16 protein-coding genes are annotated in these 17,778 nt (G+C 58.0%); 8 read left to right on the top strand and 8 right to left on the bottom strand.

From position 1 onward, the window contains the following. Positions 1-77 precede the first annotated feature (77 nt). Entirely contained in the window at positions 78-1,460 is a 1,383-nt protein-coding gene (locus FXN63_RS20240) for a dicarboxylate/amino acid:cation symporter (protein ID WP_148816956.1), read from the bottom strand. 255 nt (positions 1,461-1,715) lie between these two features. Here FXN63_RS20240 and FXN63_RS20235 point away from each other — a divergent pair, with 255 nt between their 5' ends. Next, positions 1,716-2,213, top strand: coding sequence for an NUDIX hydrolase (locus FXN63_RS20235; RefSeq protein ID WP_148816955.1), 498 nt, complete (start codon positions 1,716-1,718; stop codon positions 2,211-2,213). Between the two features lie 61 nt (positions 2,214-2,274). Further along, complete coding sequence (gene mnmA / locus FXN63_RS20230) at positions 2,275-3,372, top strand: tRNA 2-thiouridine(34) synthase MnmA (RefSeq protein ID WP_148816954.1); 1,098 nt, start codon at positions 2,275-2,277, stop codon at positions 3,370-3,372. A 118-nt stretch (positions 3,373-3,490) separates the two neighbouring features. On the opposite strand, the gene FXN63_RS20225 is transcribed toward mnmA, so the two are convergent. After that, positions 3,491-4,105: a glutathione S-transferase gene (locus FXN63_RS20225; protein WP_148816953.1), complete on the bottom strand. Its 615-nt coding sequence runs from the start codon at positions 4,103-4,105 to the stop codon at positions 3,491-3,493. A gap of 185 nt (positions 4,106-4,290) precedes the next feature. On the opposite strand from FXN63_RS20225, the gene purB reads away from it, so the two are divergent. Both purB and FXN63_RS20215 read left to right on the top strand, forming a co-directional pair. After that, a complete protein-coding gene (gene purB / locus FXN63_RS20220; protein WP_148816952.1) occupies positions 4,291-5,676 on the top strand; it encodes an adenylosuccinate lyase in 1,386 nt (461 codons plus the stop codon). Positions 5,677-5,957: 281 nt separating this feature from the next. Next, positions 5,958-6,791 (top strand): SIR2 family NAD-dependent protein deacylase, encoded by an 834-nt coding sequence (locus FXN63_RS20215; protein WP_148816951.1) that lies wholly within the window; start codon positions 5,958-5,960, stop codon positions 6,789-6,791. Between the two features lie 23 nt (positions 6,792-6,814). Here the strand turns inward: FXN63_RS20215 and FXN63_RS20210 are convergent, their stop codons facing one another. Continuing rightward, entirely contained in the window at positions 6,815-7,228 is a 414-nt protein-coding gene (locus FXN63_RS20210; protein WP_148816950.1) for a helix-turn-helix transcriptional regulator, read from the bottom strand. Between the two features lie 15 nt (positions 7,229-7,243). Continuing rightward, positions 7,244-7,861, bottom strand: coding sequence for a hypothetical protein (locus tag FXN63_RS20205; RefSeq protein ID WP_148816949.1), 618 nt, complete (start codon positions 7,859-7,861; stop codon positions 7,244-7,246). 90 nt (positions 7,862-7,951) lie between these two features. On the opposite strand from FXN63_RS20205, the gene FXN63_RS20200 reads away from it, so the two are divergent. Beyond that, positions 7,952-8,785 carry an SIR2 family NAD-dependent protein deacylase gene (locus FXN63_RS20200; RefSeq protein WP_148816948.1) on the top strand — a complete coding sequence of 278 codons (834 nt, stop codon included), beginning with the start codon at positions 7,952-7,954 and terminating at the stop codon, positions 8,783-8,785. A gap of 35 nt (positions 8,786-8,820) precedes the next feature. Further along, positions 8,821-9,708: an HNH endonuclease signature motif containing protein gene (locus FXN63_RS20195; protein ID WP_148816947.1), complete on the top strand. Its 888-nt coding sequence runs from the start codon at positions 8,821-8,823 to the stop codon at positions 9,706-9,708. 46 nt (positions 9,709-9,754) lie between these two features. On the opposite strand, the gene FXN63_RS20190 is transcribed toward FXN63_RS20195, so the two are convergent. Beyond that, on the bottom strand, positions 9,755-10,678 hold the full coding sequence (locus tag FXN63_RS20190) for a LysR substrate-binding domain-containing protein (RefSeq protein ID WP_148816946.1): 924 nt from the start codon (positions 10,676-10,678) through the stop codon (positions 9,755-9,757). Positions 10,679-10,775: 97 nt separating this feature from the next. Between FXN63_RS20190 and FXN63_RS20185 the strand changes: the two genes are divergently transcribed. Further along, positions 10,776-12,224, top strand: a complete 1,449-nt coding sequence (locus FXN63_RS20185; protein WP_148816945.1) for an L-serine ammonia-lyase — start codon at positions 10,776-10,778, stop codon at positions 12,222-12,224. 33 nt (positions 12,225-12,257) lie between these two features. On the opposite strand, the gene FXN63_RS20180 is transcribed toward FXN63_RS20185, so the two are convergent. The 3 genes from FXN63_RS20180 to FXN63_RS20170 all read right to left on the bottom strand — a co-directional run bounded on the left by FXN63_RS20180 (position 12,258) and on the right by FXN63_RS20170 (position 16,440). Beyond that, positions 12,258-13,658, bottom strand: coding sequence for an ATP-binding protein (locus tag FXN63_RS20180; protein ID WP_148816944.1), 1,401 nt, complete (start codon positions 13,656-13,658; stop codon positions 12,258-12,260). A gap of 256 nt (positions 13,659-13,914) precedes the next feature. Further along, positions 13,915-15,090 carry a M20 aminoacylase family protein gene (locus FXN63_RS20175; protein WP_246164909.1) on the bottom strand — a complete coding sequence of 392 codons (1,176 nt, stop codon included), beginning with the start codon at positions 15,088-15,090 and terminating at the stop codon, positions 13,915-13,917. Positions 15,091-15,102: 12 nt separating this feature from the next. Continuing rightward, entirely contained in the window at positions 15,103-16,440 is a 1,338-nt protein-coding gene (locus tag FXN63_RS20170; protein WP_148816943.1) for a DUF3100 domain-containing protein, read from the bottom strand. Between the two features lie 274 nt (positions 16,441-16,714). On the opposite strand from FXN63_RS20170, the gene FXN63_RS20165 reads away from it, so the two are divergent. Beyond that, a complete protein-coding gene (locus FXN63_RS20165; RefSeq protein ID WP_148816942.1) occupies positions 16,715-17,647 on the top strand; it encodes a LysR family transcriptional regulator in 933 nt (310 codons plus the stop codon). Positions 17,648-17,778 lie beyond the last annotated feature (131 nt).

Raw genomic sequence — 17,778 nt, 5'->3', positions numbered from 1 at the left:
AGCGCCACGTCTGAGGGGGGTAAAGCCGCCCCGCGTTCGGGGCGACCCACTGTATCAGACGTGGACATCGCAGTGCTTCAGCGTGCCGTGGCGATGGGGGCCGAGGTGTCGATCGGACGATCGGGGGTATCGACGATGGCTTCGTCAGGCAGCACGTTCGGGCCGGCTGCCAGTTCCCGATCAAGCTTGTCGGTATCCAGCTCACCGCACCACTTGGCGACCACGATGGTGGCCACGCCGTTGCCGACCAGGTTGGTCAATGCACGGGCTTCCGACATGAAGCGGTCGATGCCCAGGATCAGCGCGATGCCGGCAACCGGCACGTGACCCACGGTGGACAGCGTTGCCGCCAGCACGATGAAACCGCTGCCGGTCACGCCCGCTGCACCCTTTGAGGTCAGCAGCAGCACGGCCAGCAAGGTCAGTTGCTGACCCCAGGTCATGTGCGTATCGGTTGCCTGCGCGATGAACACGGCCGCCATGGTCAGGTAGATCGCAGTGCCGTCCAGGTTGAATGAGTAACCGGTCGGAATCACCAGGCCCACGGTCGACTTCTTGGCACCCAGCTTTTCCATCTTGGCGATCATGCGCGGCAGCGCCGATTCCGACGACGAGGTACCCAGCACGATCAGCAGTTCTTCACGGATGTACTTGATGAACTTCACGATGCTGAAGCCGTGGTACCGCGCAATCGCCCCAAGCACCACGAATACAAACAGCACGCAGGTGATGTAGAAGGTTGCCATCAGGCTGGCCAGCGAAGTCAGCGAGGCCACGCCGTACTTGCCAATGGTGAAGGCCATGGCACCGAAGGCACCGATCGGAGCCACCTTCATGATGATGCCGACGATGCCGAACAGCACGTGCGAGCTTTTCTCGATGAACTCGAACACCACCGAACCACGGCCGCCGAAGCGGTGCAGCGCAAAACCGAACAGCACGGCGAAGAACAGCACCTGCAGGATCTCACCCTTGGCGAAGGCATCGAAGACCGTGTTCGGGATGACATTCATCACGAATTCGGTGGTCGACTGCATCTGACCGGGCTTGATGTAGTTGGCAACATCCTTGGTATTGAGCGTAGCCGGATCAATATGCATACCGGTACCCGGCTGCACGACGTTGATCACGACCAGGCCGACGATCAGCGCAATGGTGCTGACGATCTCGAAGTACAGCAGCGCGTAGCCGCCGGTCTTGCCGACCTTCTTCATGTCTTCCATACCGGCGATACCGATCACCACCGTGCAGAAGATGATTGGGGCGATGATCATCTTGATCAGCTTGATGAAGCCGGTGCCGAAGGGTTGCATCGCAACGCCCGCGTCGGGGTAGAAGTGACCGAGCAAAATGCCGACCACAATCGCGATGATGACCTGGACGTACAGGCTGGGGAACCAGCCGCGCTTTTTGGGGCTTTCAGCGGTGGGGTGAGCGCCACTGGTGGATTGTGCGGGCATCTGACGTGCCTCCGGATAGGGTTTGACTTGTATCCGTTTATGCAATGCCTATGCCAATTGTTTATAGGGTTTTCCCTTGATGGTTAAGTTATTGATTTATATGGATTTTCTTTGAAACTTACGACTGGCTAAACGCAGAATTCCGAGATTTCGGAATCAGGCCAGAAAAGTTGTGCGGATTTCCAGAATTGGCGCGGCCGGTTGGTTGTGGTCGCTTGTGAAGCGGGTTCGACGGCAACTGATCTAAAATGCCGCATGGATATCCGCTGGAAGCCCGCAGTCACGGTCGCCACCGTCATCGAACGCGATGGCGCTTTTTTGATCGTCGAAGAAGACACGCCCGATGGCGTGCGTCTGAATCAGCCGGCCGGCCACCTTGAGCCGGGCGAATCACTGGTTGACGCCGCCATACGCGAAACCCTGGAAGAAACCGCACACGCGTTTCGCCCGGTGGGTTTGCTTGGCATCTATATGTCCCGATTCGCCGGGCGTTCTGGCGAGCCGGATCGCGCTTATCTGCGCTTTGCCTTCGTCGGCGAAGTGGGCGATCCTGACCTCACGCGCAAGCTGGATACAGGCATTCGACGCGCATTCTGGATTTCCGCCGACGAACTGCACGCCAGGCAGGCCGAACACCGCAGTCCCTTGATGCAGCAATGCGTCGATGACTATCTGGCTGCGCGCAACGCAGGTCGGCCGTGGATATCTTTGGATGCGCTGTACACGCATCCCAACGCAATCGGACCGGCGTAAGCCGGTTCCCAGGCCGGGTGTCCGCACCCGTTCCCACCCAGATTCAAATCAGGTTTCAAGCATGGCAGGCAAAGGTCGCATCGTCATCGGCATGTCGGGCGGGGTCGACTCGTCGGTTTCCGCATGGTTGCTCAAGCAGCAGGGCTACGAAGTCGTTGGCCTGTTCATGAAAAACTGGGAAGACGACGATGATTCTGAATACTGCTCCACCAGGCAAGACCTGCTGGATGCAGTGAGCGTGGCCGACCTGATCGGCATCGAAATCGAGGCCGTCAACTTCGCAGCCGAATACAAAGACCGCGTGTTCTCGGAATTCCTGCGCGAATACTCTGCCGGCCGCACGCCCAACCCCGACGTGCTGTGCAATGCCGAGATCAAGTTCAAGGCTTTCTTGGACCATGCCATGCGCATGGGCGCAGAGCGCATCGCCACCGGTCATTACGCCCGGGTACGCGAAGCGGCTGACGGCCGCTTCGAATTGCTGAAGGCGGTGGACGCCAGCAAGGACCAGAGCTACTTCCTGCATCGTCTGAATCAGGCGCAGTTGTCACGCACGTTGTTTCCGCTGGGCGAAATCGAAAAGACCGAAGTCCGTCGCATTGCGCACGAGATCGGCCTGCCGAACGCGGCCAAGAAAGATTCGACCGGCATCTGCTTCATCGGTGAGCGGCCGTTCCGTGACTTCCTGAACCAATACCTGCCGACCAAACCCGGCCCGATCAAGCTGCCAGACGGCAAGAAGGTCGGCGAACACGTGGGCCTGGCGTTCTACACCTTGGGCCAGCGCAAGGGCCTGGGCATTGGTGGTGTGAAAGGGCGGCAGCAGGAAGACGGCACTGCCGACGCCTGGTATGTGGCGCGCAAGGACATGGCCAAGAACACCTTGTACGTGGTGCAAGGCCATGACCACCCGTGGCTGCAAAGCGCCACGTTGGCGGCTGACCAGCCCAGCTGGATTGCAGGCGAACCGCCAGCAGCCGGCACCTTTGGTGCGAAGACCCGTTATCGCCAGAAGGATGCGCCGTGTGAACTGCAGAGCGCGGGTGGCGAAGGCTTCTCGCTGTCGTTCCCGGAGAAGCAGTGGGCGGTGACGCCTGGGCAGTCGGCGGTGTTGTATGACGGGGATGTGTGCCTGGGGGGCGGGATCATCGCTTCTTGAGGTAAGCGATGTTGTTGTCATGTCGGCGTCGAGTGTTGGCAACCAGCCAACTGCGGTGCCGACCGTCTGTAAGCGAACAGGACGCGTCTGCGTAACGCTCGCGAAGACGTAACGCCTGTCAGGGCACCAAGGGCACGGTGTCGATGAACGAAGCGCGCTGGCTGAGCTTCTCAAACAGCACCGCCAGATTCGCATGCCTGGCGCGCCAGTCCAGCTGTGGACGGCGGAAGTCCAGGTACCCCAGCGCGCAACCCGTGGCGATATCGGCCAGCGTGTAATTGCGCCCGGTACAAAACGCCTTGTCGCCCAGCTGGTTCGACAGCATCACCAGCGCATGATCGATCTTGCGCTGCTGGCGTGCCACCAGCTTGGCACTGCGTGCACCTTCGTCGCGCTGCGTTTTCTCGATGTTGATCAGCACGGCAGCGTCCAGCAGGCCATCGGCCAGCGCTTCCCAGCACTTGATGTCCACGCGTTCGCGACTGGCACTGGGAATCAGCCGGCTGACTGGTGACAGTGTGTCGACGTATTCAACGATCACACGCGAATCGAAGATGGCGCTGCCGTCGTCGGTGATCAGCACCGGCACCTTGCCAAGCGGATTGAACTGCTGAATCTGCGAATCGTCTGCCCACACGTCTTCCAGCTCGAATCGATAGTCCAGACGCTTTTCAGCGAGAACGATTCGTACCTTGCGGACGAAAGGACTGGTGAGCGATCCGATCAGCTTCATGAAGACGTAAACCTGGCTGGCAGCCGGAGAAAACAGGCGGACCGTAGGTCGGCGCGTGCGTGGGACAGACCGGTGGAGAGGCCGGCACAAGGCGTCGATAATAGCATCGGGGCAACGGGGCCATCCCCGTGCAAACGTCTCTCAATGCTACAATTTTCCTTTACTATCAATCGTTTATGAAGTTTATGAAAACCGCCGCCCAGCTCAGCCCCCTTAATGCTCTGTCGCCGCTGGATGGTCGCTACGCCAGCCGTGGCGATGCCCTGCGCCCTCTGCTGTCGGAGGCGGGTTTCATGTATCACCGTGTCCAGGTCGAAGTCGCGTGGTTGTCCGCGCTGGCCGAAGCCGGCCTGCCGGAACTCGCGCCCTTCAGCGCCGAGGCGCAGGCCCGCCTGTCCGCACTGGTGACCAACTTCAGCGAAGAAGATGCTGCACGCATCAAGGACATCGAGCGCGTCACCAACCATGACGTGAAAGCTGTCGAATACTGGTTGAAGGAAAAGGTTGCCGACGACGCCGAGCTGTCGAAGGCTGCCGAGTTCATCCACTTCGCGTGCACCTCGGAAGACATCAACAACACCTCGCACGCGCTGATGCTGACCGCCGCACGCGACCAGGTGATCGTTCCCGCGCTGCGTGGTCTGTACGACAAGCTGGAAGCGATCGCGAAAGATCAAGCTGCCCAGCCCATGCTGTCGCGCACCCATGGCCAACCGGCCAGCCCCACCACCTTGGGCAAGGAATTCGCCAACGTCGCCGCTCGCCTGGGCCGTGCGCTGGACGAAATCCTGCGCATCCAGCCGCTGGCCAAGATGAACGGTGCCGTCGGCAACTACAACGCCCACATGGCTGCATACCCGGAAGTCGACTGGGAAGTCTTCAGCCGCAAGGTGCTGAACGGCCTGGGCCTGGCGCAGAACCGCCACACCATCCAGATCGAACCGCATGACTGGATGGCGCAACTGTTCGACGCGATCACCCGCGCCAACGTCATTCTGCTCGACCTGAACCGTGACGTCTGGGGCTACATCGCCCTGGGTTACTTCAAGCAGCGCCTGAAGGCGGGTGAAGTCGGTTCCTCGACCATGCCGCACAAGGTCAACCCGATCGACTTCGAAAACTCCGAAGGCAACCTGGGCCTGGCCAACGCCACGCTGCGTCACCTGTCGGACAAGCTGCCGATCTCGCGCTGGCAGCGTGACCTGACCGACTCGACCGTGCTGCGCAATCTGGGCGTGGCGCTGGGTTACTGTATGGTGGCCTACGACTCGTGCGCCAAGGGTCTGGGCAAGCTGGAAGTCAACGCCGCCGCCATCGACGCCGACATCGACAACGCCTGGGAAGTCCTGGCCGAGCCGGTGCAGACCGTCATGCGTCGCTTCGGTCTGCCGCAACCCTACGAGCGTCTGAAAGACCTGACGCGCGGCCAGGGCATCACCGAATCGGCGCTGCGTACCTTCATCGCTGGCCTGGAACTGCCGGAAGACGCCAAGGCGCGTCTGATGGACATGACCCCGCGCAGCTACATCGGCAAGGGCGCTGTGCTGGCCGCAGACCTGCAACGTCGTTGATCTTCTCGGCCGGGTGCCGCTATGGCGGCCCGGCCGTTCTCGTGGCAACAATATTCATGGTGAGATAGATGACGGGTTGAAATCCGGCATCTTTTTCACACTGACGTTGACCTCGAATCCATCCCCATGACTTCAGCGATTGCCGTGAATTCGTGTCTGACGACGGCACGTTGATATCACGTTGACGTCGTGATCCATGCAGGTGGGTGGGCGCGATATTTGCGTTCTCTTGTCAGGCACCATCCTTGCTCAAGCTCCAGCATTCATAGGGAGCAAGCAAGATGAGTACGCCAATCGGACAGGAACTTGCACAGGCCGTGGCCTGGCTGGAAGACGCCGACGGCTTGCTGATCGTGGCTGGGTCGGGCATGGCTGCCGGCTTGTCAGAAACCAGAGACAGCAAGAGTCTCGCACGCGCACTGTCGGTCATTGGCCGAGTGCGCCCAGGCGAGGACGATATTGGATCTCCAGATGTCTTTCGTGATTCTCCCCGGGCTGCCTGGGGCACTTACGGAAAACGCCTGAAGCAATATCGCGACACCGATCCGCATCCGGGTTACGCCATTTTGCGACGATGGACTAATGCTGCACCGCAAGGCTCCTTCGTCTACACCAGCAATGTCGACGGCCACTTTCAAAAGGCGGGTTTTGCCGTCGACCGAATTGTGGAAGCTGCGGGTTCGATCCATTGGTTGCAGTGCGTCAAAGCCTGCACGCCGCAACTGTGGTCAGCCGACGAACTCACGCCAAGCATCAATCCGGCCAACGGTTGGCTGGCTGGTGTAGTGCCAACCTGTCCGCAATGCGGCTCGGTTGCCCGGCCGAATGTCTCGCTCGCCAAGGATTGGGATTGGGTGCCGAATCGCACCATGCGTCAGCATGCACTGCTGTCGAGCTGGCTGTTCCCGATGAAACGCCTAGTGGTGGTGGAGGTTGGTGCCGGCACCTTGGCGATTCGCCGTTTCAGCGAGCAGCACGGCCCGCGCGTTATTCGTATCCACCCGACTGATTTCGATATTTCGCCTGATGTGGGCTTGGGCTTTGCGACGACGGCGCTCGATGGGTTGCGGCAGTTGGATGAATGTCGTGCACCGGCGTTGAAAGTCGCGACATAATGCCCTCAGAATCGCCAGCGTTCTTAGCGTTTGCGTTCGTAGTAAGCTGATATGTCGCGCGTTTCGTCGGCGAACAACTGACGCAGCTTTCGTGGCGACAGCACCTCAACGCCTGGTCCAAAGGCTCTTATCCACCAGCGGAGCTTGTCACTCAAGGTGACTGTGGCGCGCACGGTAGTCGTGCCGTTGTTGTTTCTCTTGATCGTCTGGTCTGGAGCGATCTTTCCATCAAGCACGCTCTGGGCAGCGTGTGCTTTGAAGCGCAGCACCAGTTTGATCTGACCTTCTGGATAAAAATCGAACTTGCGTTCCGTATCCACATAGGTTGCCAACGAGAAGTCGGCAGGGTATTCGAAGTGCTGGTTCAGTGTTTCGGCCGCGCTCACGCGATCTAGTCGGTACATGGTCGGATTGGGCTTGACCTTACCCTTGATCACATTGCGCGCCACCAACTAGACAAGGCCAGCCGCTGTTTCGACAAGTCCTAGTGGCATTACGCGTTGTTTGCGAGATGACGTGCCTGGCACAGTGTCGCGACGCGCATAAACCAGCTCCATCATGCGTTCAGTGAACAAAGCGTTTGAGACTTCATGAAATATTGCATCGGCAAGTAGCGGGGCTTTGGGTTGGAAACCGCTGTCGACCACGGCAACCTTGTGATGCCAAGCCGCATGCTGGGCACCGTCTTGCGTCCCCGCGCGTAATCGCAGTTCTGCCACCTTGAACATGCTATCGAGCGACGTGCTGACCATTGCCGGAACGTGTCGGTCCGAGAAGCGTTTCAATACTTGCAAGGCCAGGGCTTCGTTGAAGGTCATCAAGCCGCCTGCGCGTGCGGCAATGCCACCGGCACCCTCTTTCCGTTGCCATGCCAGCGCGTTGCCAGCCGGCTGTCGACTGACCACGCCTTGCGTTTCTAGCTTCTCCAACCAACGCTGTACGGTTTTGACATGAGTGATCGGGATGCCCGCGTTGCGAAGACGCTCAGCAACCTTTGGCGTCGTCATCCATTTGGCTGCATCGTTATGGGTTGGGAGCACTGAAAGAATATGCTCGTCGCGGGCGGACATAAGAAGCCAATGTTTAAGTTTGGGACAGGAAATGTCTCATGTGTGGCTGATCATCACAACTCGAGCCGTGACGAGAAGAGGCAGAAACGCATGAGTATTCAGCTGGACGACGCCGTTGAACAAGCCGCGCAATGGCTGCGCGATGCGGATGCCTTGTTGATTACCGCAGGGGCTGGCATGGGCATCGATTCGGGGCTGCCGGACTTCCGTGGCAACCACGGCTTTTGGCGGGTCTATCCCGCGCTTGGCCTGCAAGGCAGGCTGTTCCATGAGATCGCGTCACCTGGAGCCTTCCATGAAGTGCCAAGGCTTGCCTGGGGTTTCTATGGCCATCGTCTGAACATGTACCGTCAAATCGAACCCCATGCCGGCTTTGGCCTGTTGAAAGCATGGGGCGATGCCTTACCACACGGTGCCTTCGTATTCACCAGCAACGTCGACGGCCATTTCGCCAAGGTGGGTTTTGCACCTGAGCGCATTACCGAATGCCACGGATCGATTCACACATTTCAATGCCTGAATAGATGTGAGCCAGAACTGTGGCCTGCTGATGGATGGCAGCCTGTAATTGATGAGGTGCGATGTCATCTGATGTCACCTCTGCCGACTTGTCCGAGATGTGGTGCCATAGCGCGCCCCAATATCCTGATGTTCAATGATTGGGACTGGGTACCCGACCGCATGCTGCAAAAACGCGCTTTGCTGGATGCTTGGCTGGGGAAGGTAGATCGGTTGGTCGTGATCGAACTGGGCGCTGGCTTGGCGATACCTACGATTCGTCAGTTTAGCGAGCGGCATGGGCCGCGGGTTGTGCGGATAAATCCTGAGGATTTTCGGATAGATTCGACGGTGGGCGTTAGCGTGCGATCGACGGCGCTGGCCGCACTGCAAATGATCGATGTTCGTTTGGGAAAACTCAGCTGACTTCTAATTTTTGTTTTTAAATATGGAGAACTAACTTGCGTAGCCTATCGAGTATTCAAGAGATTTTTGCGTTCGAACCGTGTTATCGCCACGATGAAGTAACGGTGCAGATTTGCAAGGCGAATAGCGGCAATCATGAAAGAAATCTGGTTTGGCTATCAAGTGGAAAAACCGGCTATTGGGACCAGGTCGAAACCCATGTGATAGTGCTCGCCATCGAGCGCGAAGGTTCGGCAATATTTGACCTATGGGCTGGCGAAATCCTTCCAGGTACTCGTGGCCGACGTCCTGATGGTGAAAAATGGATTTTCCGGGTTAAAGATTCTTTCGCACATCTGGGTTTCGTCGACTTCAGCGAGGTGACGTACGAAAGGTTCTACGGCAAAAAAGCTGCCGCATCACGAGTTCGGGTGCTTCGCGCAGAGCTTGCGAGGCCTGCGGACGACTCAACTTCTGCTGAACTTGCTGAAGCGATGAAAACGTTATCCAAAGACGCCATATCCGAGGTCAGACGCTTCGTTTGGACGCGGGGCCAGCATCACACTGTTTTCCGCGACAATCTTTGGATTCGTTGGCAGCGGAAATGCTCGGTTCATGGCTTGGAGTGTGGTGGCCATTTACGCGCTTCTCACATCGTCCCTTGGGCGGAAAGTGATGATGCAGCCAAGATGGATGTCAATAATGGCCTATTGCTTGCTGCTCCACTCGATGTGTTGTTCGATCAAGGATATATCGCCTTTTCGGCTGAGGGGCTTATGTTGGAGTCCAAGCTATTGAGGGCTGAGGCAGCCAAAGTTTTTGGTGTTGAACCTGGGCTCAGATTGGCTTGGGATCATTTGAAGGACGCAGAGCGTAGCGCCTTGCAAGAGAACCTGAAGAAACATCTTCTTGTCCATGCTCAAAAGCATGGATATGTTGCGTAGGGGAAAAATAGACTTTTGCAGACGGGATCGAGCACTGACAGCGTGTTCATTGCTCGGTTTCGGCAGCCTGAGCCACAATCCAGTCGTGCACGGCCCTAGCGGCCGGCTGCTGCAGGGCACCCTCGCGATACAGCAGCACATACCGCTTCTTCACCGGCACCGCCGTGCCGAACGGCACCACCAGAATCCCGCGCTTCAACTCATCGGTAATCAGCGTGCGCCGTGCAATCGCGATGCCCATGCCTGAAATCGCGGCGCGGATCACCAGGTGATTGCGATTGAACACGTGACCGCGTCGCACGTTCAGCGAGGGTGCTCCGATTGCAGCAAGGTAGTACTCCCATTCCGCGTAATCAGAGCTGCCTCGCCACGCTGTCATGTCGTGCAGAAGCGGAAGCTGCGGCAACTGCAAGGCCAGGTCGGTCAGCGGTGCTCCACCGGGCAACAAGGACGGCGCACACACCGGGAAGATCGATTCGTCCATCAAGGGCGTGGCAAGCAGTCCCGGGTAACTGCCGTCGTTCAGATCAATCGCCAGATCGAATTCGGCCGTGCCCAGCGACGTGCTGCTGTCTTCAGATTCAATGCGTAGTCGCAAGTTGGGAAAGCGTGCTTGCAGATCCGGCAGGCGCGGCATCAGCCAGCGGCTTAAAAATGATGGCACCGAGCGCAGGCGGAATGCGCCAGCCACACCATCGCTGCGCAGTTCCCGCAGCGCATCATCCAGACGCCCATGCACCTCGTTGGCAACTTGCGCCAGTCGTTGTCCTTCTGCCGTCAACGCCAGGCCGCGTCCGTCGCGTTGGAACAGGCGGAATCCCAGCCGCTCTTCTAGCTGTCGCATCTGCTGGCTGATTGCGCCAGGCGTGACGTGCAGTTCTTCGGCGCAACGCGTGAAGGACATGTGGCGCGCGGCACAGGCGAAGACCTGGACGGCGGCGTGAAGCTGGGTGGGGCGAATGCGGCTCATTGATCAGCACGGCTAATGTGCGCGTTAGGAACTTTCGTTTGTACCGGCGTCGGTCATTGTCAACAATGACAGCATCAAAGATCCGGGTGTTGCAGGCATGGCTATCAGCGTTTTCGACTTGTTCAAAATCGGTATCGGACCGTCGAGTTCTCACACTGTCGGGCCGATGCGCGCGGCCAATTCTTTTGTCGAACTGCTGGCAGCGCGTGGCCTGTTGCACCGGCAACCCGCATTGGCTGTACACGACGACGCTGACGCCATTGACGCTGCCCAGCCCACATTATCCACCCCTGCGCTGACCCGCATCGAAGTCGTGTTGTACGGCTCGCTTGCCGCCACCGGCATCGGACATGCGACCGACCGTGCAGCCATTCTGGGCTTGATGGGCCATCGTCCGGACACGATCGACCCGAGCCTGGTCGATGGCTATCTGCGCGAGCTTGAACAAGACCGCACTTTGCTGATCGACGGCAATTACCCGTTGCCCTTCGTTGCCGACCGCGACGTGCGCATGGTGCTGAAGAGTCTGGCCTATCACCCCAACGGCATGACCTTCAATGCCTATGGCGAGGAAGGCGCGCTGTTGTCCGCCACCTATTATTCGGTTGGCGGCGGGTTTGTGGTGACAGCCGAGCAAGCTGCCAGCGGGGCTGTCGATCAGGACAGCACAATGCTGCCTTTCGAGTTCTCCACCGCCGATGAGCTGATGGCCTTGTGCAAGCGTCATGGCCTGCGGATTTCACAATTGATGATGGAAAACGAAAAGGCGTGGCGTCCCGAGGCGGACACCCGCGCCGGGCTGCTGAAGATCTGGCGGACGATGGACGCCTGTGTGGATCGCGGTCTGCAGCAGCAAGGCATCCTGCTGGGCGGGTTGGAAGTAAAGCGTCGTGCTTTCCGTTTGCATACCAGTCTGCAAGCCACTGTGCAGCAGAACCTGATCGGCAGCACCCTGTCGGCGATGCAATGGGTGAACCTGTTTGCGCTGGCCGTGAACGAAGAGAATGCGGCGGGGGGCAGGGTGGTGACTGCGCCTACCAATGGCGCGGCGGGCATCATTCCCGCTGTGTTGCGGTATTACATGCGTTTCGAGTCGACGGCCGGTGACGATGATGTCGTGGACTTCCTATTGGCCGCCGCGGCAATCGGCATTCTGTGCAAGAAGAACGCTTCCATCTCTGGGGCTGAAGTAGGTTGCCAGGGTGAAGTCGGTTCTGCCTGTGCGATGGCAGCGGCAGGCTTGGCAGAAGTGTTGGGGGCCACGCCGGAACAAGTCGAAAACGCCGCCGAAATCGGCCTGGAACACAACCTTGGCTTGACCTGTGATCCGGTCGGCGGCTTGGTGCAGGTGCCATGCATTGAACGCAATGCCATCGCATCGATCAAGGCGATCAACGCTGCGCAGTTGGCACTGGCGGGTGACGGCACACATTTCATTTCGCTGGATCAGGTGATCCGCACCATGCGTGACACAGGTGCCGACATGATGGACAAGTACAAAGAGACTTCCTTGGGTGGGCTGGCGGTGGCGCGCATCGCTTGCTAAGCTGACGCGCCGATTTACACGCACAAGAAAATTTCAAGGCAGTTGTGTTTTTACGTAGCGAAAGTTAAAGGCGTTGGCTTTGTCGTCGACGGGCCTTATTTGTCCATTGGCGCGCAGTTTTTGCAAGGCTGATTTAACTTTTTGCATGTCGTCTTCGCCACTAAGTTGTCTGACCAGTTTATTTGTCAGTTCGGCAGTAGGGTTTTCATTCAGATAAGCTAGTACGACTTCCTCAACGGACGCAATTTTTTGGTGCTTAATAGTCACGATGAAGGCATTTTCTTTTTCCTCAAAAACTGGCGCGATTAGGCCAGCTTTTTTTAGTTCGTTTTTTGCTGTATCGAGACCTTCGCCAATATCGTGATTTACTGGGTTTGGAAGGTTGTGCATCATTCGAACGAGATTCGGGTTTCTTGAAAAACGCTCTTCGTAAAGATTTTCTAGGCTCATGTACCCGGGTAGGCGCCCAGGGCTCTGAACTTCAACCCGGTTGTCGAAGACCCGAACATGAATGTCATCATTTAAGCTGTAATCTCTGTGCAAAACTGAGTTAACAAGAATTTCTTTTAGTGCCTCAGCAGGATAGCTAAGCTTAACTAATCTTCCATTTTCTTGGAATGCCGCTCCGTCAATATAGTTCGCAACTTTTTTAATGGTTTCTTTGATGATGTTTTCTATGTTTCCGTTTATTGTTACCGGCATCTCCTCAAGTTGCTCTCTTCGATACTCTTTCTCGGTAGTGCGCAGACGGTAAACTTTAACGGCGCAGCGAGTATCTAATGTGGCCTGTGGTTCCTCTCCAAAAAGAAGCACGCATCCCACATTGGGAAATTTCTTTGCTCCTTCTGCAGAAAGAAGTCTCTGTTTTCTCAAAAAAATTTCAGGATTTAGCTTGCTTCCTACCCTCGCCATATAGTCGTTGAGACTTTCAGCGTCTGTTATGTCATCGAGGTCTACGTCTTTGACGGCCTTTTTTTCATATAACTCTGCACCCTTGGAATATCCAAGCTGAGTAATTCTTTCGCCTTTTATTTTTCGTTTAGCGGCGTTAATTCTAATAAAGCAATCGCCGCTTGCGGTGTAGTGAACCTTTGGGCTTTTTGGAATTGCTACGTGAAGAATTATTCCGTCTCTTTCGGTTTGAAGGAATTCAATGTCAACATTTTCCACTGCGGGTTGAGTTTCTTCCAGGAGTGTCGCGATAATCGCGTTCGCTTCCTCCGGTTCTGTAAGCCCACAAACTCGCTGGCCAGCAACGGCTTTGTCTTCTATGCCAATATAAAGATCGCCGCCGTCTGAATTTGCAAAAGCGACAAACGTTTCTTGAAGTTTTGCAGGAGCGATTCTTTTGCTCTTAATGTCGTTGAAATGATCTTCGTGTAGGGCTAACAGGGCTTCCAGGTCTTCATTTGCGATAATATTTGCTTTCACCATAATCCTTAGATCGTTGCCAATAATGGTTGGTTTGAGCGGGGTGCGACGATTTGCGATAAACTTTTCACGTTAGTTCTGGGTCCCCTTTTTCTCGATGCGCGGCGTTCGGGGAAGATTTTGAATCTCAGTGCTCATGACTAAACGTAATTGCGTCGGCCACTAATAATTTTGGATTTTCTATTTTTATCTGATAAAAGGCCGGCTGACTTGCGGTCATCCGGCCTTTGGTAGGTCACAAATAAAGGTTCAGGCTAGATTAAGCTTTCAACACTCGTTCCGTCAACGCTACCCAATAACGTGCGCCCAATCCCAGCACATCGTCATTGAAGTCATAGTACGGATTGTGCAGCGGTGCATCCTTGCCCACCTGCTTGCCTGCACCCAGGAACACATACGCGCCCGGCTTGGCTTCCAGCATGAACGCGAAATCTTCCGAGGCCATGTTGGGTACGCAGTCGGCATCTACCTTGTCTGCACCCACCAGCGCCGTCGCGACTTCGGTGGCGATCACGGCTTCTGCTGCCGAGTTCACCGTGGCGGGATAACCGCGCATGTAGTTCACGTCGATCTTGGTGTCGGTGGTGTCAGCCACGCCCGCACAGACTTTGCCGAACAATTCCTGAGCGCGGTTGCGCACGTCCGGGTCGAAGGAACGCACGGTGCCGCGCAGCACCACGGTTTCCGGGATTACGTTCCAGGTGTCGCCACCGTGGATCTGCGTGACCGTGACCACCAATGCGTCCAGCGCGCTGGTGCGGCGGCTGGGGATGGTTTGCAGCGCGTTGATCAGCTGCGACGAGGCCACGATCGGATCGATGCCGCGTTCCGGCTGGGCGGCGTGCGTGCCCTTGCCGGTGATGACCACTTCAAAGGTGTCCAGGCAGGCCATGATCGGGCCTTTGCGAACACCGAAGATGCCTTCGGGCATGCTGGGCATGTTGTGCATGCCGTAGACCGAATCGCAGGGGAAGAGGTCGAACAGACCGTCTTCGATCATTTTCTTGCCACCGCCTTCGTTCTCTTCCGCAGGCTGGAAGATGAAGTGCACGGTGCCACGGAAGTTGCGGTGCTTGGCCAGATATTCGGCCGCGCCCAGCAACATGGACGTGTGGCCGTCGTGGCCGCACCCGTGCATTTTGCCGGGGGTCTTCGACATGTAGGGCTTGTCGCCCAGTTCGGTCATGTCAAGCGCGTCCATGTCGGCGCGCAGGCCGATGCTCGGGCCGTCGCCGTTACGCAGCGTACCGACCACGCCGGTGCCCGCCAGACCGCGATGGATCTCGATGCCCATGGCCTGCAAGGCGTTGGCGACGATTTCCGAGGTACGGTGTTCTTCGTAAGCGGTTTCGGGGTGGGCGTGCAAGTCGCGACGCCACGCCGTCATGCGGGCGATGGTGTCGTCTGCCAACCAGGGCAATGCCTTCATGTCCATGTCGGTTCCTTTTTAGTGGAAGAACTCGGCGATAACCGTCGCGCCAAGGAAGGTGCCGGTGCTGGCGGCCAGCGACACGACGATGATCTTCCAGCCCAGGCGGCGGAACGCCGGCAGGTCTTTCAGGATCGACAGGCCGGCCATTGCCAGGATCACCGTGGTGAATGGCAGGAAGTTTACCTTGGCGACCAGCGCGATCGCGGCATCCGAGAAGGGCAGCAGGCCAGGGCAGCCGACAGCCATCGCGAACAGCGACAGGATGGCGACCATCGGTACCTTGCCCAGCAGGCGGTAAACCAGGTCAGCAACGATCACGATAGCGATGATGATCATTGCGCCCGGCAGGGCGTCCATGATCGGCACGCCGTAACCGAACTTGTTGCCCACCAGGGTCAGCAGGCCGCACGCGAACCAGCCCACCAGCTTGTCGGCATAGCCCATCGGCGGTGCAGCGTGGCTGGTGCTGTTGGCGTCGACATTGGCGACTGCCTCGGCGCTGGCCTTTTGCTTGCCGAAGCGACCGATGACGGGCTCAAGCTTGCCATAGAGCCAGATAGTGGTCGGCAGCGAGATGAAGAGGGTGAAGTACACGCCGAACACGGTGGTCAGCAGGTTGGCGGCAGCAGCCAGTGCGCCGATTTCCTTCGCCATTTCGGGCGGGTACTGCGACGCGATCGCCGCCACGCCAGCGGCCATCATGCTGCCCGACCCGACGCCGGCACCCATCGCCAGCGAACGCGGGTCGAAGATGCCCAACGAGGTGATCAAGCTGGCCAGCACACCAATGAACAACGCGCCCAGCACGGTGCCGGTGATGTATTCCGCCATCACGCCACGGCCTTCCGGGGACTGCATGCCGAAGCGCTCGGCAATGATGGCCAGGCTGGGCTCACGGCCGACCGAGAAGGTCGCGCCGATGGCTTCGCGCTTGATGCCCAGCAGCAATGCCAACGGCAGGCCAATGGCCATGGTGCCGAAGAAGTGACCGAATTCCTGGAACACCAGGGCGAAACCTGCCGCCTTCACTGAAGGCAGCGAGCCGCCGACCATCATGCCAAGCTTGGCCAGGAAGGGCATCAGGGCGAATTGCAGGTAGCCGCTGATGTAGGACTGTTGTTGTTCGCTGATGCCGATCGGCGACGGCGCGCGGCGCGCCAGCATGGCCACGATGGCACCAATGAAGATGGCCCACAGCATGGGCTGCAACACGACCTTGCCCTTGCCGACGGCAAACGAGAAGGTGCCGATCGACTCCGCGATCAGAACGACCAGCAGGATGGCGATGATCAGGCGAATGCGCCCGGCCATGGTGGGAGAGCTGGCATCCATACCGGACAGTGCTGCGGACATGCTTTAAGTCTCCGAGGGGAAATCGGGGGAAATCAGGGGTGAAATCAGTGAGGCGTGGACGCCTTCGGTCTTGCGGTCGAATTCGGGATCGACCGCGGCGCGCAATTGTCGGCGATCGGCGTGCATGCATCCATGACAACCAATGACACGAACCGTTGCGTAAAATGCAACGATGTGTGGTTCCCTGGCAAGCCGCATTTCCGTGTGTGCCAGATGCCACAGGACTTTATTTTCTGCCCGCCGAGCGGGCGGTTGTTCTGCAAGGAATGTCTGGATGGACGAAAAACTCGACAGTCGGCGCAGCCAATACTTCATGCAGGTGATTCGTACCGGTTCGGTCCGAGGTGCAGCCGAGGCATTGAACATGGACCCATCCGCGATCAGCAGGGCAGTTGCTGCATTGGAAGTCGATTGCGGCATCCCGCTACTGGAACGGCGCGGTCGTGGCGTGGTGGCCACCGAGGCGGGTCTGGTACTGGCTGCCCACCTGAAACGGCGGCAGAACAACGAAGAGCACTTCTTCGCCGAGATCGACAGCCTGCGTCACGCCGAACGTGGTCACGTCGACCTGCTGGTGGGGGAAGGTTTCATCGAGTTGCTGGTGTCTCAGGTGTTGCGCGGCTATTGGCTGAGCTACCCGGAAGTGACGCTGGATATCGATGTTGCCCGCACCACGGAGATTGCCCAGCGCATTATCGATGGACGTGCCTACATCGGCATGGTGTTCGAGCCTCCGGCGGATGCGCGTCTGCACACGCATTACTCCCGGCCGGAACCCATACGCGCCATTGTGCGTCGCGATCATCCGCTGACCCGGCAACGCGAGCCGCTGACACTGGCCGACCTGATGCCTTATCCCGGCGCGACCATGCAGGAAGGGTTTGGGGTGCGCCAGCATATTCAGGCCGCCGAAATCAGTGAGCAGATCCGGTTGCGCAACGTGTTGACGACGTCCTCGTTCAAGGCGCTATGGCAGTTCGCCGCCACCGGCATTGGTTATGCACTGATGCCGACCGTGGCTATTCCTGGCGATCTGGCCAGCCTTGAGCTGGCCGCATTGCCCATGCAGAACGTGTTGCTGAACCAAGGTGGGCTGCACGTGGTGAGCCGGGCTGGCCGCCCGATTTCGCCTGCCGCCCGCGCCTTGCTTGAACATATCGTGCGCGGTCTGACCGTAGCTGCTCAGGACCGACACAGCGTGCCATAAGCTAGTGACAAGTCCGTGGGTAGGGTGGGGTAGCAAAAAGCCATGTTTTGCCCGTAGGATGCGCATGTGCGGAAGCCGTGCGCTTCAGTTGCCCCTTTCTGATGCTTGTGTCTGCCCAAGCCTCTTTCTAC

The organism is Pigmentiphaga aceris, from assembly GCF_008119665.1.
Taxonomy (GTDB): Bacteria; Pseudomonadota; Gammaproteobacteria; order Burkholderiales; family Burkholderiaceae_B; genus Pigmentiphaga; species Pigmentiphaga aceris.
Note: the sequence above shows the minus strand (reverse complement) of the source record. Positions and strands in the feature narration are given on the sequence as shown.